This window comes from Mycobacterium terramassiliense, from assembly GCF_900157385.1.
Classification (GTDB): domain Bacteria; phylum Actinomycetota; class Actinomycetes; order Mycobacteriales; family Mycobacteriaceae; genus Mycobacterium; species Mycobacterium terramassiliense.
Genome location: NZ_LT717701.1, coordinates 1,427,142 through 1,442,978, shown reverse-complemented (window position 1 = coordinate 1,442,978; position 15,837 = coordinate 1,427,142). Strand labels below are relative to the sequence as shown.

17 protein-coding genes and 1 pseudogene are annotated in these 15,837 nt (G+C 65.9%); 5 read left to right on the top strand and 13 right to left on the bottom strand.

Annotated features, from left to right (window positions below; translation table 11 throughout):
• Positions 1-35: 35 nt before the first annotated feature.
• From MTAB308_RS21580 to MTAB308_RS21565, 4 genes are read right to left on the bottom strand one after another with little or no spacing between them, the layout of a single operon-like run.
• Positions 36-317, bottom strand: a complete 282-nt coding sequence (locus MTAB308_RS21580) for a cytochrome C oxidase subunit IV family protein (protein ID WP_425436351.1) — start codon at positions 315-317, stop codon at positions 36-38.
• Between the two features lie 6 nt (positions 318-323).
• Positions 324-911, bottom strand: coding sequence for a cytochrome c oxidase subunit 3 family protein (locus tag MTAB308_RS21575; protein WP_077101996.1), 588 nt, complete (start codon positions 909-911; stop codon positions 324-326).
• Positions 911-1,732: a hypothetical protein gene (locus MTAB308_RS21570; RefSeq protein ID WP_077101994.1), complete on the bottom strand. Its 822-nt coding sequence runs from the start codon at positions 1,730-1,732 to the stop codon at positions 911-913. Before MTAB308_RS21570 ends, MTAB308_RS21575 begins: the two co-directional genes overlap by 1 nt.
• On the bottom strand, positions 1,729-2,508 hold the full coding sequence (locus MTAB308_RS21565; protein WP_077104630.1) for a hypothetical protein: 780 nt from the start codon (positions 2,506-2,508) through the stop codon (positions 1,729-1,731). The genes MTAB308_RS21570 and MTAB308_RS21565 overlap by 4 nt, the downstream gene beginning before the upstream one ends.
• Before the next feature lie 106 nt (positions 2,509-2,614).
• Here MTAB308_RS21565 and MTAB308_RS21560 point away from each other — a divergent pair, with 106 nt between their 5' ends.
• Together MTAB308_RS21560 and MTAB308_RS21555 are read left to right on the top strand one after the other, a co-directional pair.
• A complete protein-coding gene (locus MTAB308_RS21560; protein WP_077101992.1) occupies positions 2,615-3,196 on the top strand; it encodes a TetR/AcrR family transcriptional regulator in 582 nt (193 codons plus the stop codon).
• Between the two features lie 58 nt (positions 3,197-3,254).
• Complete coding sequence (locus MTAB308_RS21555) at positions 3,255-3,545, top strand: Mtp family mycobacterial-type pilin (RefSeq protein ID WP_077101990.1); 291 nt, start codon at positions 3,255-3,257, stop codon at positions 3,543-3,545.
• A gap of 13 nt (positions 3,546-3,558) precedes the next feature.
• Here MTAB308_RS21555 and MTAB308_RS21550 read toward each other — a convergent pair whose 3' ends face one another.
• Complete coding sequence (locus tag MTAB308_RS21550; RefSeq protein WP_077101988.1) at positions 3,559-3,975, bottom strand: hypothetical protein; 417 nt, start codon at positions 3,973-3,975, stop codon at positions 3,559-3,561.
• A 152-nt stretch (positions 3,976-4,127) separates the two neighbouring features.
• On the opposite strand from MTAB308_RS21550, the gene MTAB308_RS21545 reads away from it, so the two are divergent.
• From MTAB308_RS21545 to MTAB308_RS21535, 3 genes are all read left to right on the top strand, one after another.
• A complete protein-coding gene (locus MTAB308_RS21545) occupies positions 4,128-4,856 on the top strand; it encodes a hypothetical protein (RefSeq protein ID WP_245831465.1) in 729 nt (242 codons plus the stop codon).
• On the top strand, positions 4,856-5,428 hold the full coding sequence (locus MTAB308_RS21540) for a twin-arginine translocation pathway signal (protein WP_077101984.1): 573 nt from the start codon (positions 4,856-4,858) through the stop codon (positions 5,426-5,428). Before MTAB308_RS21545 ends, MTAB308_RS21540 begins: the two co-directional genes overlap by 1 nt.
• Before the next feature lie 110 nt (positions 5,429-5,538).
• Positions 5,539-6,054: an Rv2253/PknI dimerization domain-containing protein gene (locus tag MTAB308_RS21535; protein ID WP_077101982.1), complete on the top strand. Its 516-nt coding sequence runs from the start codon at positions 5,539-5,541 to the stop codon at positions 6,052-6,054.
• A gap of 35 nt (positions 6,055-6,089) precedes the next feature.
• On the opposite strand, the gene MTAB308_RS21530 is transcribed toward MTAB308_RS21535, so the two are convergent.
• The 8 genes and pseudogenes from MTAB308_RS21530 to MTAB308_RS21495 all read right to left on the bottom strand — a co-directional run bounded on the left by MTAB308_RS21530 (position 6,090) and on the right by MTAB308_RS21495 (position 15,768).
• Positions 6,090-7,772, bottom strand: a complete 1,683-nt coding sequence (locus tag MTAB308_RS21530) for an MCE family protein (RefSeq protein ID WP_077101980.1) — start codon at positions 7,770-7,772, stop codon at positions 6,090-6,092.
• On the bottom strand, positions 7,773-9,191 hold the full coding sequence (locus tag MTAB308_RS21525) for an MCE family protein (protein WP_077101978.1): 1,419 nt from the start codon (positions 9,189-9,191) through the stop codon (positions 7,773-7,775).
• Positions 9,188-10,661, bottom strand: a pseudogene (locus MTAB308_RS21520) (MCE family protein). The gene MTAB308_RS21525 and the pseudogene MTAB308_RS21520 overlap by 4 nt, the downstream one beginning before the upstream one ends.
• Positions 10,662-10,675: 14 nt before the next feature.
• Positions 10,676-11,758: an MCE family protein gene (locus tag MTAB308_RS21515; RefSeq protein ID WP_077101976.1), complete on the bottom strand. Its 1,083-nt coding sequence runs from the start codon at positions 11,756-11,758 to the stop codon at positions 10,676-10,678.
• Positions 11,751-12,791 (bottom strand): MCE family protein, encoded by a 1,041-nt coding sequence (locus MTAB308_RS21510; protein WP_077101974.1) that lies wholly within the window; start codon positions 12,789-12,791, stop codon positions 11,751-11,753. Before MTAB308_RS21510 ends, MTAB308_RS21515 begins: the two co-directional genes overlap by 8 nt.
• Positions 12,788-14,065 carry an MCE family protein gene (locus tag MTAB308_RS21505; protein WP_077101972.1) on the bottom strand — a complete coding sequence of 426 codons (1,278 nt, stop codon included), beginning with the start codon at positions 14,063-14,065 and terminating at the stop codon, positions 12,788-12,790. The genes MTAB308_RS21510 and MTAB308_RS21505 overlap by 4 nt, the downstream gene beginning before the upstream one ends.
• 19 nt (positions 14,066-14,084) lie before the next feature.
• A complete protein-coding gene (locus MTAB308_RS21500) occupies positions 14,085-14,930 on the bottom strand; it encodes an MlaE family ABC transporter permease (RefSeq protein ID WP_077104628.1) in 846 nt (281 codons plus the stop codon).
• Between the two features lie 22 nt (positions 14,931-14,952).
• Positions 14,953-15,768 carry an MlaE family ABC transporter permease gene (locus MTAB308_RS21495; protein WP_077104625.1) on the bottom strand — a complete coding sequence of 272 codons (816 nt, stop codon included), beginning with the start codon at positions 15,766-15,768 and terminating at the stop codon, positions 14,953-14,955.
• Between the last annotated feature and the right edge of the window lie 69 nt (positions 15,769-15,837).

The window sequence follows — 15,837 nt, the reverse complement described above, 5'->3', positions numbered from 1 at the left end:
GGGGTCCCCGCGTCCAGCGCGTTGACATTTGCGAACTATCGGATCGCCATCCCGGCGAAGTAGCAGGCCAGCAGGCTCGCGGCGATCAGTATCACCCAGGCGTCCGTGAGGCGGCACAGCAGGGCGGGCGCCTGCCTGACTTCCATGAACTCGCGAAAGATGATGCGCACCTTGATAACTGCGATCACGATGACGCTGGACGTGACCACCGCACTGGGCCCTCGCGATCCATCTACCGAGTGATCGATCACCAAGTATCTCAAGGTCAGCGACGCCAGCACCAGCCACACGACCAACAACCGCTTATTGAACGCGATCACCTCTCACCTCACCACATACAGCAGCGCGAAGATGAGCACCCAGAGGAAATCGACCGTGTGCCAGTAGGTGGCGCACGTTTCGACGTTCTCCTGGCGCTCCGGCTCCGGCCGGGCGGGGCCCCGGAGTTGGTAGACGATGACACCGAGCACCACGAAGCCGATCAGCAGGTGTACGAAATGGATACCGGTCAAAAAGAAGTAGTAGGTGAAGAAGTCGTTGCTGTCCAGACCGTTTCCCATGCGGACCAATCGAAACCACTCGAACACCTTGAAAAACAGGAACACCGCGGCGAATGCGGCCGTGATGAAGACGTCGCGCAGCGCCGCTCGGGCTGCGCCGGCCCGTGACGACTGGACGCACCGCGCCACCGACCAGGAACTCAGCAACAAGACCAACGTGTTGAGGACCCCGATACGCAGGTCGAGGTGCGCCTGAGAGTGCAGGAAGAGCTCGGGGGTCTGGCTGCGGTAGAACAGATAGAAGCCGAAATACCCTGTGAAGACCAGCGTTTCGAACAGGACGAAGGCCCACATGTCCGGCTGGCCCGGAACGAACCTGGCGCGTGCGCTCTTGTCGGCCACCTCGGTCATCACGCGGCCGCCGTTTTCCGGGCGAGCTCCGGCTGCAACTCCGGCAGGGGCCCGGTGCCGAAGTCCTCGCGCTGGATCATGCGGAACAACATGACGATGAAAGTGACTTGATAGACGGCGAAGACGACCATGTCCAGCCACCAGGCGATCTGACCGTTCCATGCCAACACGCCGCGCCGGAAGATCCAGCACGGCGCCACGACAACCTCGGTGAGCGCATTGCACAGGTTGAGGTAGCCGAACCACTTGGGGAAGACCCGATTCTTGTCGAGCAGTATCGCGACCATCCAGATCAGCGAGCCGATCAGGAAAACCCCCATGGTTCCGTCGAAGGACAAGAAGGCAAAGTCGTAGAGCCAGCCGAGAACTTCCGGGTCTCGCTCGGGTCGCAGCGCCCCGACGATCAGCGCGATGTTGAGCAGCAACATGCCGGGAACCGCGCTGAGCGAGTAGATGATCAGGTACGAATAGGCGAACGCCGGGCTGACCGACATTCGCCGCATCGAGTACGCGACGAGGGCGTTGTTGATCGCGATCATGCCGCTGACAGCGAAGATGACGCCGAAGCCGACGGGTATCCCGAGGTGGCGTTCGTGAAACCAGTGCGCCTGCGTCGCGAGGTCCCAGGTGGGCTGCGGCGGCGGCTGGACCTGGGCGACTATGAAGAACACCGGAAAGAAGAGGTTGTAGAAGACGACGAGCACCGCCCAGGCCAGCCACAGTTCGCGCTTGGGGCCGCGCCGCAGGTGCCAACCGATCCGGCGATGCAGCGGGCCCGGGGGCGCCGTTGCCGCCGACGGGGTCATCATCGCCGCGCTCATGCGACGGCGAGTTCTTCGCCGCCCCGGCGATATTCGGCACGCTCACGGTAAACGGCCTGGCCCAAAGCGACGCCCATGACGACGATCCACACGGCGATGGCAATGTTTTTCGTCCAGAAGGACAGCAACCCGTCCCACGCCAGCGGGCCCGTCAGGGTCACGCCGACGAATGCCGCGGGCACCAGCGCGGCCGCGACGAGAAGGTTGAAGTGGGCCACCCACCGCTTGAAGACGGGGCGCGGTTGATCATCGAAATAGATTGCGAGGGCGAGAATCACGCTCTGCCCGATGAGGAAGGGCACCAGAATCGTGAAGGTTATCCACGCGAAGTCGTTGAGCAACTGGGTCAGCTCCGGGCTGCGCTCGGTGCGGAAGGCGGCCAGCAGCCAGCAGACGTTCGCGACGAGGAAAAGAGTGGGGCCGCCGGCGACGCAGCCCAACATCGCGTAGGAGAAGATCGGCGTCCGGTGCGCCATCCTGCGGATCTGCAAGACGATCAGCGCCAGGATCGGCACCAGGCACACGCCGAACCAGTTGAAAACGATCATGCTGTAGCGGATCTCGGGAAGGTGGGCCGGATCGCGGTAGAACGCGGCTACCTGCTCCGCCGACATCGTGGGCGACATCGGCGGCGTGAAGCCCGGAAAGAGCACGAAAGCGCCGATCCAGATCAGCACCGTCGCCGGCAGCGTCCATAGCAGGATCAGCTCACCATCCATGCGCCGCAACGCATTTCGTGGGACGCCCGGTGTTTGCTCGGCGCCGATGTCGGTCATGGGTGACTCCTTCCAGCGCGCCGGGGCGGTCGGCCACACCCGGCTAGTCAGCGAAACTAGCCGATCGGCTATCCGCGGTCAATAGCCGATCGGCTACGCTTCCGGAGTGGTTTCCCCGCAGACCAAGAGCCGGTTTCGGTTCATCACGCGCAGTCCCGCGCAGACGCGCATCCTCGACGCCGCGCTGCAGCTGATCGCCGAGCACGGCGTGGGCGGAACCTCGCTGCAGATGATCGCCGACACCATCGGGGTCACCAAGGCCGCCGTCTACCACCAGTTCAAGACCAAGGAGCAAATCGTCATCGCGCTCACCGAGCGCGAGCTCGGGGGTCTCGAGGAGGCGCTGGAATCCGCGGAGGCGGATGACCACCGGAGCAGGGCGCGGGAGGCACTGCTCGATCGGGTCATCGACGTCGCCATCGAACGGCGCGGCGCGGCAAGCACCCTGCAGTTCGATCCCGTCATCGTGCGGTTGCTGGGCGAGCACGAGCCGTTCCAGCAATTCATCCAGCGGCTCTACGGCGTGCTGCTCGACGACGCCGCCGAGGACGCGCGGGTCGCGGCGGCGATGCTGTCGGGCGCCATCGCCGTCGGGGTGATATCCCCCCTGGTGGCGGACATCGACGACGACGCCCTGCGCGCCCAGGTGGGGCGCATCACGCGCCGGCTGATCGACGCGGCCGACTGACCGCTGTTTCCAGCAATTTTCCTGGTCCGGTGCCAGCGCGCTCGGGTACGGTTCTGCCATGAGCAAAGTCGCGCGTTTCGCTGCCGCAGCGGTCATGGCCTCCACCGGCCTGGGACTGGTCGGCGTGGCCACCGCAGCCGGCGCTCACGCCGACAACCCGCCCTGGCCGTTCGTCGGCTACCACTGGTGCCCGGGCCAGCCGTTCGACCCGGCATGGGGCCCCCAATGGGATCCGACCACGTGTCACGACGCGCACCACCGCGACATGGACGGCACGATTCACAACGGCGACTACTGGGGGCCCAGCCCGTTCCAGGACTGGCCGGAGATTCCGAACACCCGGCCGTAAGTCGCGCCGCCAATCAGGTGTCGCCGCGCTCCCAAACCTGTGTTCCGTCATGCGCATTGCAGACCAGGAACAGCCCGTCCGGCGCCTGCGCCACGTAGTACTCCGGGTAGTCGACGCAGGACGAGCCCTCGACCTTGACGCCGGCCATCGGCGGCGACCGGAACCAGCGGGGCTCATACCGCCTTGGCGAGCCGCAGAACATCAGGCGACCGGGTTGCGTGGCGAAAGACACGTAATAGTCGGCCGTCCCGAACACGTAGTACGTGGTGTTGTCGCACGGCGCACCGAGCACTTGGTGCGGCATGATGCCGGGCGTGCAGTCCGGATAATCGCAATTGACCGGTCCGGCGCTTGCCGGCGGCGCCGCCAACAGCCCCAGACCTTGCAAAAGGCCTAAGCATGCGGCGGCCGCTGCCACGATGAATCGCACGGAAACACTTTAAATTACTTGGCCCACCTCTGTGAATAGAATTCTCCGGCTTCGAGAAGATACGCATCCAATTCCTCCGTCGCCGCCGCCGGCGTGCCCGTCTGGCAGTGATAATGTGGCTCTCCTGTAGGCGCGGACGAGGAGGTGATCCAGTGCCTCGGCGCAAGCTTCCCGCTGGGGCCACCGACGCCGGCGATCGACTCGTGGTGGCCCCGTCGCCGCCACCGCCTCCCCCGCTCACAGAGATCCCCGAAGCCGCAGAGGTCGCCGAGGCGGAAGCCCGTGCCGAGGCCGCCCGCGCCCGCGCTCTACGACTGCGCCAACAGCTCGACGGTGCGCCGGGCGATGACAACGGCGCCGAGGAGTCGGCGCGCTCCCGCCGGTGGCGGCCGCGCCGCCCAAGCCGGAAGGCCATGGCCGCGGTCGCGGCGGTGGGGGTGGTCTGCGCCTCGCTGGCAGGCAGCGGCTACCTGGTGTGGCATCACCGCGGCGTCGCGCAGGAACGGCAGCGCAGCTCGGAGTTCGCCGCCGCCGCCCGCAATGCCATCGTGACGATGATGACGATCGATGCGAGTAAGGCCAGAGAAGATCTGCAGCGCTTCGTCGACGACACGACCGGGACCTTCAAGGTCAGCATCTTGATGGGCGGCGAGGATGCCGTAAAAGCGGTCGAGCAGTCCAAGGTCAACTCCACGGGCTCGGTGCAAGCCGCCGCTGTGCAGTCCATGAGCCAGGATTCCGCGGTTGTCCTGGTCGCGGCGAAATCCGAGATCATCAAGCCCGGTCAGGCCAAGCCGGAATCGCGGTCGATGCGAATCGTCGTTACCGTCGAACGCGACGCTGGGCAGTTGAAGATTTCGAGACTCGAGTTCGTCCCGTGATGGTCGACAGCGCGGCGCCCGCCGAGGCCGCTCAGCGGCCGACCCCCGCCCGCCGAACCCGTGCGATCGCGCGCTGGACACGTCGCTGCCTGGCGCGGTGGCGCCCAATTCTGTTGACGCTTTTGCTGATTGCCACCCTGGGTAACGCCGCCCGGATCTTCTACTTCGACTACCGCCCTGATGTGCAGACCGACCGTGCCGCGGAGCAGCAGGTCATCAGGGCGGCCAGCGACGGCGCGGTGGCGCTGCTGTCCTACTCGCCCGAAACCCTTGAACGCGATTTCGCCAACGCCAAATCCCGGCTCACCGAAGACTATCTGGCCTACTACCAACGGTTCGTCGACCAGGTCGTGGGCCCGTCGGCGCAGCGCGGCCAAGTCACGACGATGGCCACGGTGGTCAAGGCCGCAGTGTCGGAAATGCACCCGAATTCGGCTGCAGTGCTTGTCTTCATCAAGCAGAAGACCACGAGCAAGGCGAAGCCGGAACCGGTGGTGACCTCGAGCAGCCTGAAGGTAGAGATGGCGAAGGTAAAAGGATCGTGGCTCATCGATAAATTCGATGTCCTGTGAATCCCACCCAAGCGTCGAGTTAAACCATTCCGTGACATGCGAGGTCGGTGTTAGTCTGTGAATTCGATTCGCTTGGAATTGGCGGTATTTAGGGCGTCAAGGAGCACACGATGCGTCCGATAAATGTGGCGATTAGCGCAACCCTGGTGACCGTCGGCATAGCCGGCGGTATAGGCGTGGCGCCGTCGGCGTGGGCCTATGACCCCTCCATCAACGGCAAGTACACCGCCACCGTGGTCGGCGACTGGGCCCGGACCAACGAGATTTTTCACCAGGAGCCGGTGGTCCGAAGCACCTGGACGATCACCACGTCGTGTTCCACGGCCTACCGGTGCGACGGTACGGTCGTCAGCGATCAGGGCTGGACCGCACCGATATTTATGAACGAGGGGTCCACCTGGTTCGTCAAACGCGACATTCCGAATTGGACGACCTGCCCCGACGGCACCTCATTCGTCGGTCACGACGTCATACATTTCTATCCCGCGAACCCGGAGACCGGTGAGAAAGTCCTCGGGTCGACGGTCCTGGCCGGGCGGGAACAGACGTCCGGGCCCAGCGGCGCCTGCGGCACCAACAAGCCGCTCTACATCGACCAGCCGTTCAGGCTGGACAAAATCGGCTGACCCGCCGCTTGTAACCTAAAGGCGCGCCACGTGTTTCACGTGGCGAACATGTCCTTCCACGTCTTCGGCGCCTTGGGCGTGGTCGGCGCGGCCAGATCCGCCTGGCGATAAACCTGGCCGTCCGGCGTCACGTAGGTGCCGTTGCGCGGGTTGTATTGGGCGATCGCCACCGACGGACCCGTCTGAGACTCACTGTGGCCGAACGCACTTGGCGCCGCCGACGGCCCCGCGGGCGGTGCGGCCGGCGGCGCGCTCGCCGCGGCTGGCGCCGGTGAACCGGCAGGGGAAGCGGGAACATCGATCGGCGCTATGGGCGACACCTCCCCCATTTGCGCCAACGGGCTGAGCGGCGCCGCGGGCGGCGGTAATGCCGATCCCGGCGGCGTTCCCCGCGGAACCGCGCCCGGGGGAAGCGGCGTTCCCTCCACCGGCCCGAAGATTCTCTCCCGGTTCCAGTTGACCCGGTCATCGGGCGGGATCCCCTGCGCGATGAGGTTGGGGTCCAGCGGGTACGTGCCGAAGACGTGCTGTCTCATCGCCAGCGGCTGAAAAGGCTTGTCGCTCTCGCAGATTTCGACGGTCGGGGCGCGTTTCCCGGGCTGCCCCATGCAGGGATAGTTGCGGGCACCGCGCACCGCGATCGGTGAATCCTGGGGCAGCTTGCAGTACAGCCCGTCCGGCGTGTCAATGGTGCGGGTGTCGGCCGGGGAACGCCATTGACTCGGCGGCAGGAAGCCGACCGTACACGCGGGCGGGTCGCTGATGATGAGGTTGAAGGCGCCCGTGGCCAACCCCGTCGGGGACTTCGTGCCGATGAACGACTGGATCGCCGCGGTGAACGGCGGCAGCAAGACCAAGATCTGTTCGAGGGAAGCGTGATAGGTCACGCCGATCTGGCCGATCGTGGTGAGGTTCGCAAGCAGTACCGGCAGCGTCGGTTTGATCTGATCGAGCAGCCGCGACGCCTCGTCCAAGGCTCCCGGCCCCCGTTGCAGCAGAGTGCGGAACTGCGGGTCGTCTTTCGCCAGCTGCCCACTGAATCCGGCCAGGCTGCGCGCCCACGTTCGGATCGAATCGGCCGTCTGGGCCTGCGCGTCCAAGAACGGCCCGGTGTCTTCGGTCAGGCTCCGGGTCCGGTCGGCGACGCCGTTGAGGTCACCCGAGAGCCGTGACGAACTGTCGAACAGCGAACCGAAATCGTAACCGGCGCCGTTGAATGCACTGAACGACTCGTCGAGCAATTGACCGAGCTTGCCCTTGGGAATGCTGTTGATCAGCTTGCTGGACTGGTCCAGCACGGGGCCGATCGGCTGGGGGATCGTCGCGTCGTTCATCGCGATCACCGAGCCGTCGTGGAGGTAGGGCGGGGAGTCGTTTCGGGGCCGCAGATCGACGTAGTACTCACCGACCGCGGAGATGCTCAGCACCTCGGCTTTCAGGTCCGCCGGAATCTTCGGCGAAGTATCAAGGGACAGAGTGGCTTTCGCGCCGTCAGGGGTCAGCCCCACGGCGGTCACCTTGCCGATCTGCACCCCGCGGTAGGTCACATTGGCAAAGCGGTACAGGCCACCGGTGGCGGGCAGTTTCAACGTGACGGTCATCTTGCCGATGCCGAGCAGGGTCGGCGCCTGGATGTACCACAACACCATGACGACCACACCGACGATCCCGACGATCGTGAAGATCGCCAACTGGATACGGACAAAACGGGTCAGCATCTACGAGCCCCCGTCCGTCGGCTGGCTCGTGGTCGGCGTCGCACCCGGCACCGGGGCGCCCTGGTCGGCCGCTGGCGCCGGCGCGGGGCCGGGCAACGACGATGGCCCCTTCTGCGCATCGGGACCGAGCCACGTCAAGCCCGCGATCAACGGTGACACCGGCGGCGGCGCCGCGGGTGGCGGTGCGTCTCCCGACTGCGGGTTGACCGGCGCCGGCGCCGCCGACGGCGGCGGTCCCGGCAGCGGCCGCCCCCAGGGTGGCGGTGGCCCGAACGGTGCCGGTTCCCCAACTGGTCCGGGTTTGCTGAGCGCGCCCGGCGCCCCGGGCGGAGCACCGTATCTGTATTGCAGGTATTCGGGATCCCCGGGCCCGGGTACGGCCTCGGCGCCGATCCGTTCCCAGTGGGTGCCGCGCAGGATGCCCTTGCGCAGACCGGCGTTCGTCAAATCGATGATGAAATACCCGTTGAGATAGTCGCCCCGGATGTATCGGTCGATGATGCTCTGGGTCCACGGGAACGTCGGCGCGTATGCGATGGCGGCGTCGAGATCCGGACCGATGTCGGCGAGCGCGCCCAGTGCCGGAGCGAGATTCTTCAGATTCCTCACCAGGTCATCCCCCGCGTCGTTGACGAGCCGGGTCGCGGTGTTGCTGAACGTCCCGAGCTTGTTCAGCGCGGTCGTGATGCGCGGGCGCTCCTTGACGAGGACGTCCAGCGCCGGCGGAATCTTGTACAGCGCCTGGGTGATCACGTCGCGCTGAGCGGCGAATGTGCCGGAGAGGCGGTTCAGCGCCCGTATCGACGCGACCAGGTTGTCGCGCTGCTGATCGAGTGTGCCCACGAACCTGTCGAGCCGCTCGAGGAGATCGCGAACCGCGCCTTCGTTTCCGGACAGGGCGGCGTTGAAGTTGTGGATGATGTCCCCGAACTGGCCCAGCCCCCCGGCGTTGAGGACAACCGACAGCGAAGATAGCGTCTGTTCGGTCGACGGGTAGGTGGAGGACCGGTTCAGCGGGATGGTGGCGCCGGGTTGCAACCGTCCGACGCCCTGCTGGCCCAGCGGCGGATTCAGTGCCAGGTGCATGGAACCCAGCAGGCTGGTCTGGCCGACGCTCGCGACCGCATTGGCGGGGATCACCGTGCCGGGTTGCACAGAGATCTCGACGTCGGCGTGCCACCCGCGCACCGTCATCTTGCTGATGCTGCCGACGATGACGTCGTCGATCATGACCGGCGAATTCGGTTCCATCGTCACGACGTTGGCGAGCTCCACGTGGTAGGTGGTGGCGCCCGGACCTCGTCCCACCGCGCCGGGCAGCGGCAGCGAGTTCAGGCCGTTGAAGGCGCATCCGCTCACGGCGAGCATGACGGCGCAACCGATGCCGAGCACCCGCCTCACCGCGACACGGGCGCTCATGGTTGCGCTCCTTCACCCGGCAGCAACATGTCCTGAAGGTTCGCCGGGGCGGCCGGCGGCGGTGAGGCGGGCGGCGCTGCGGCGGGCGGCGGTTCGCCCGGCGGGGGCTCGGGCATCGCCGCGCCGGGTATGCGCCCCAGGGGCACCGAACCCGGACCCGGTGGGACCGCCGGGTATGCGCCCCAGGGGCACCGAACCCGGCGGTCCCACCGGGTCGCCCGGCAGCCCCGTGTACGCGGAGACGGCCGGCGGTAGCAAGGGCGGGCCGGGCCTGGGGCCCTCCCCGCCGGGCTTCAGCCGGTCCTCGCTGTAGACGACGTTTTCCGGGGCGAACGACGGGGACAGGATCGGGTTGACCGGAATCGGAAGGTAGTTGAAGTTGACGATGAAGTTGGGGTTGAACACCTTCAGCGCCGGGCTCAGATACAAGCCGCACAGCTTGCCCGTCTCGACGGCGGTGACGTTTTCGATGGCCCCGATGCCGGCGCACCAAGCGTACGTGGGGTTGGTGAAGTTCTGCAGGCCGACGCCACCGCGGATGTTCCCGGAGTCCGGGTCGTAGGCGTTGTAGGCGTTCGCCAGCGCCGTCGGCGAGATGTGCAGCACGTTCTTCAACGCCGTCTTCTGGTCGACGAGTATCTGCGTCACGTCGGCCAATCGCGAGACCTGCTCCGAGGTCGCATCGCGACTGCCCGCGATGAACCGCTGCACCTCACCGACCGCGCTCGACAGGTCCGTCAGCGCCGCGTCCAAATCAGACTTGTTGTCGTCGAGCACGCTGGTCAGCGTGGCCAGCCGGTTGTCGAACTGCACGATCTGAACGTTGCTGTCGCGCAGGGCCCCGATGAAGGACTGCAGATTCTTGATGATGTCCACGAGGTTGCCGCTGCCCTCGGCGAAGACCCGGGCCACCCCGGACAGTTGGGCCAGCGTCTGGCGCAGCTTCTCGCCGTTGCCGCCACCCAACGCGTCGGCCGCGCTGTCGATGAACCGCGCGACCGACGGGGTGGACACCTTGCTGTTGGGACCCAATTCCGTTGCCAGACGCATCAATTGGTCCTTGACCTGGTCCCATTCGACGGGCACCGCCGTCCGTTCGATCGGGATCACCCCGCCGTCGTGCATGGTGGGGCCGCTCGTCCGGTAGGCCGGGGTGAGCTGCACGTAGCGCGCCGCCACCAGGTTCTGGGCGACGATCACCGCCTTCGCGTCCGCGGGAATGGGCACGTTGCGATCGACGTGCATCACCAGCTTCGCCCGGGTCCCCTCCGGACGAATGGACGCGATGGTGCCGACCTTCATGCCGGACACCCGCACGTCGTCGCCCGGATAGATCGCGGTGGCGGTGGGGAAGTAGGCGGTGATCGTCGTCGGGCGAAAGAAGGTGTTACGGATGGCGATCGCCGCGCCGACAACGACGAGCCCCGCCAGCACGATCGCCAGTCCCGCCTTGAGCTTGTTGCGCGGCATCGCCCGGAGTCCCGTCATGGCCGCCCTCCCGGGTCCTCGTTGAACGGGAACGGGAAGAAGGCCCGTGGCCCGGCGGTGTCGGGGGGTTGACCCGGGGCGCCGTAGGCGCGGAACCCGAAGGCGTAGTCGAACAACCACTGGAAGAATTCCAGCTGGAAGAGGTTGGGGATGAACGGGTTGTAGTAGTAGCCGCTCGAAACGGTCTCTCCCTGCGTCAGCTCGTACTTCGCCAGTCCCGGAAGCGCTTTGGCGAGATTGTCGCGGTTCTTTTCCAGGACCGCCGTCACCGAGTTCAGCTTCTCCAGCGACGGCGCCAGCTTCGCTTCGTTGTCATGCACCACGCCGGACAGCTGCCTGGCCACCGCGGACGTGCTGGCCAACAGGCGCACGATCGCCTGCCGCCGCGCCACCAGCATCGACAACAAATCGTTGGCGTTGAGGATCAGCGTGTTGAGCTGCTGGCTGCGTTGCCCGAGGACGCCGGTGACATCGGCGGCGCCCTTGAGCAGCTGCCCGAGTGTCTGGTTGCGGGCGTTGAGAGTCTGGGACAGTCGGCTGATCCCGTCGAACGCCGGACCCAGTTGCGGCGCAACCTGATTCAGCGTCGCCGACAGCGTGTCAAGGGACTGGTTGAGTGACTCGGTGTTGGTTCCCTGCAGGTCGGTCGTCAGATCGCTGACGGCCTCGGACAGCGAGTACGGCGAGGAGGTGCGTGACACTGGGATGACGGCCATCGGATGCAAGTTGCCGGTGCCCGCCGAGTCGACCGTGAGCACCCGCTGCCCCAGCAGCGAACCGGTCTTGATGTGTGCGGTGCTGGCCGAGCCGAGCAGGACATTGCCCTTGGCGGTGAACGTCACCAGCACGTCGCCGTGCTGCAGCGACATGCCCGTCACGCTGCCGACCTTGATTCCCGAGATGGTCACGTCGTTGCCGAGTGCGAGGCCGCCGGCATCGGCGAACAGCGCCTGGTAGCGGACCGTGGTGGCCCGCTGTACCAGCTGATCGGGGTTCAGCCCGACGGCGATGATCAGCGCGATCAGAACGGCGCCAATGAATCCGGCCTTGATGAGGCCCGCTCCGCGATACTTATTCATCGGGATCCTTCGGTTCCGCGCAACGCCCGGTGGTCTGGTGCTTGATGCCCACTTCCACGGTGCGGTACTGCAGATCGGACACACGCAGCGCCAGTCCGCACAGGTAGTAGGGGAACCAGGCGCCGTACGCACCGAGCCTGAGCAGTTTGCGGTAGTTGTGCGGCAACTTCTGCAGCGAGGTGTCGACGAGGTTCTTGTCCTGGTCCAGCAGCGGGGCCAGCCGACTCGTCTGGTCCACCGTGGCGGCCAGCGGCGGGCGGGCGCGGGTGAGCAGATCGGCGATCGAGGCGGTCCCGTTGTCCAGGGCGGTGATCGCGGTACCGATGGTGTCGCGGTCCTGGTCGAATCCACTGACCAGTTTCTCCAGCCGGTCGATGGCGCCGGAGAACTTGGTGCCGTCCTTGTCGACGGTGGCCACCACGGTGTTGAGGTTGTCGATCAGCTCCTGCACCGTCTGGTTGTTGTCGGCCAGCGTGTTGGAAAACGACGTCGACTTCGACAGCAGCGACTGCAGGGTTCCGCCCTCGCCCTGGAAGACCTGGATGAGCGCCGCGCTGAGCGCGTTGACGTCCTGCGGATTGAGGCCCTGGGTAACGGGTTTCAGCCCGCCGAGCAGCAGATCGATGTCGAGGGCCGGCGCGGTGCGATCGATCGGGATCTCCGCCCCGGCCGGCAGCACCTTGGTGGATCCGGGTCCGTCGACGAGCTCGAGGTAGCGATCACCGACCAGGTTCAGGTACCGAACCTGGGCGCGGGTGCCGGTGGTGAGCACCACGCTGCGGTCCGCGTCGAACTTCACCACGACCTTCTTGTCGGCGCGCAGGCTGACGCTGTTGACCGTGCCCACCCGAATCCCGGCCACGCGCACCGTCTGTCCCGGCTTCAGCCGCGACACGTCGGTGAAGAGCGCCGAATATCCGTTCGTCGAACCGGTGGTGTACTGCCCGAAGATGAAGAACAAGAACACGGTCAGCACAACCATCACCGTGGCGAACGTCCCGAACTTGAGGATCATCCCGCGCGAGCCCGTCATCCGGGCATTCCGATCTGCATCGTGTTGCGAGGGGGCCCGTCGAGCGGCCCGTACAGCAACTGCTTGAGCGCATCGGAGTTGAGCAGCAGTTGCTGGTTGCCGTACTGCGTCGGATTGGAGCCGTTGTCCGTCACCACGAACGGCGGCGCAACGTCGAAGGGCACCACCGGAAGATCCATGCACTGCGGACCGCCGGTCGCCGCAACCTTGGGCAGGTTGGACGGGTAGCGGTAGCGCTCGGCGCCGAGGCCGAGGACGACGGTCACCTTGACCATCGGCTCGGGCAGGTCCGGCGCGTGCAGGTTCCCCAGCGACCCGGCGATGCCGCAGTACAGCGCCTGGTGGTACTGGTTGAGCAGGTCGGTGGTCGGCGCCAGCAGGTGCAGGTCATCGGTCAGCGCCTGCCTGTTCCCGCCCACCACGTCATTGCCCAGGTCCGCCAAGCCGATCGAGCTGATCAGGAACGCGTCCAGGTTCTGTTGCTCGTCGACGATCGACTTGCTGATCCGGACGGCATTGTCGGCCGTGGCGAGCAGGTGCGGCGCCGCGTCGGCGTAGGCCTCGCTCACCGCGGGCAGCGCCTCGAGGTCGTGACTCAGCGCGGGAAGGCTGGGCTCCTGGGTGGCCAGGAAGGAATCCAGATCGCGCAGCATCTGGCCGATCTTGTGGCCGCGGCCGTTGACCGCCGACGCTATGCCGCCCAGGGTCTCGTTGAGCTTGGCCGGATCGATCGTCGACAACAGCGACGTGAGTTGCTGGAATACCGTGTTGATTTCGACGGTGACGTGTTTGCCCTCGAGGACTTGGCCGGCGCGCAGCGGCTGCGCCGACGGCTCGGCGGGCGGCACCAGTTCAATGAACTTGGCGCCAAACACCGTCGTCGACGCGATATCGACGAGCACGTTGGCCGGAATGAGGTGCATCTGCGACGGTTGCATCGCAAGGTGCAGGACGGCTTCGCCGTTCGGCCGCACGTCGATCGAGGCGACCTTTCCGACCTCGACGCCGCGCATCTTCACCTTGGCGTCCGGGTTCATCACCAGGCCGGCGCGCGGCGAGACGACGGTGACGGGCACGCTCGTCGTGAAGGAGCCTTGGAAAAGGCCTACCGCGACGGCGAAGATCAGGCCGATCAGGACGATGGTCACCAGCCCGGCCAGGGGACGCGCGTAGGACTGCACGCCGAAATGGCGGCCGGGTGACGCGGCGACAGGTCGTGCGGCACTGGTGGTTTCGGATCGATGGATCGGGCCCGGCCCGAGGTTACGCGTCATTGTCCTTTCACCACCCTCCCTAGCCCGACAGGTTGAAGTTGCCGTTGGTGCCGTAGATGGACAGCGAGACGAGCAGCGTCACCGACACGACCACGATCAACGAGGTTCGCACCGCGTTGCCGGTCGCCACACCGACACCGGCCGGTCCGCCCGAAGCAAAGTAGCCGAAATACGTGTGAATCAACAAGATCGTGATCGCCATCAGCACCGCTTGCAAAAACGACCACAGCAAGTCGATCGGGTTGAGGAACGTCGAGAAATAGTGCTGATACAGGCCGCCGGATTGGCCGAACAAGACCACGGTCGTGAATTGGCTGGCGAAGAACGACAGGATGACGGCGATGGAATACAACGGCGTGATCGCTATCATTCCCGCCGCGATCCTGGTGCTGACAAGATATGAAATCGGCCGGATGGCCATGGATTCCAGCGCGTCGATCTCTTCGTTGATGCGCATGGCACCCAGCTGCGCGGTCACGCCGGCACCGAAGGTGGCCGCCAAGCCGATTCCCGCAACGATCGGCGCCGCGATGCGAACGTTGATGAAGGCCGCCAAGAACCCGGTCAGCGCCTCGATGCCGATATTGCCCAGCGAGCTGTAGCCCTGGACCGCCAGGGTGCCGCCGGCGGCCAGCGTCAAGAAGCCGACGATGACCAGCGTGCCGCCGATCATGGCCAAAGTCCCCGCGCCCATGCTGATTTCGGCGATGAGCCGGATGACTTCCCGCCGGTAATGACGGACGGCGAAAGGAACCCCGGCCAACGCCTGACCGTAAAACAGCGTGTGATCGCCGATTCGGCTCAGGGTGGCGACCGGCTTGTCGAGTTGTCGCGTCAGGCGCGGATAGGTGGCGCGTAGCGTGATCACGGTCTTTCCCTACACCTCCTCAGTGGCCCTTGGTTGACATTCGGATGCCGATCGCTGTGACAACGACATTCACCACGAACAGCGACATGAACGCGTACACCACCGTCTCGTTGACGGCGTTGCCCACGGCCTTGGCGCCGCCGGACACCGTCAGCCCCCGGTAGCACGCGACCAAACCGGCGATCAGGCCGAAAAGCGCTGCCTTGACGCACGAAATGACCACCTCGGGAACGCCGGTCAGCAGCGTGATCCCCGCGGCGAATGCACCCGGATTGACGTCTTGGACGAACACCGAAAAGACATAGCCCCCCACGATGCCGATGATGACGACCAGGCTGTTGAGCAGCAGCGCCACCAGGCCCGCGGCCAGCATGCGCGGGGTCACCAGGCGCTGCACCGGGTTGATGCCCAGCACCTCCATCGCGTCGATCTCCTCGCGGATGGTCCGCGAACCCAGATCCGCGCACATGGCGGTGGAGCCGGCGCCCGCGACGATCAACACGGTCACCAGAGGGCCGACCTGGGTCACCGCGCCGAAAGCGGCCCCGGCCCCGGACAAGTCCGCGGCGCCCAGCTCGCGCAACAAGATATTGAGCGTGAAGCTGACCAGGACGGTGAACGGAATGGCCACCAACAGCGTGGGCGCAAGCGCGACGCGCGCGATGAACCACGACTGCTCCAGGAACTCACGCCACTGCCACGGACGGCGGAACGCGAACTTGATCGCATCCGCCGACATCGCGAACAGCCCCCCGACCGCCTCCATCGGCTTGGAGCCCCGCCCGAGCGAGATCCCGCCGGTCCATCGCTCCGGGCCGGCCCGCTTAGTCGCCATCGACATCAGCCCCTCGCGGCGTTTCGAGACCGATAGTCTTGTTCTGCACGCTTTTCCGAAGCGCGGGCT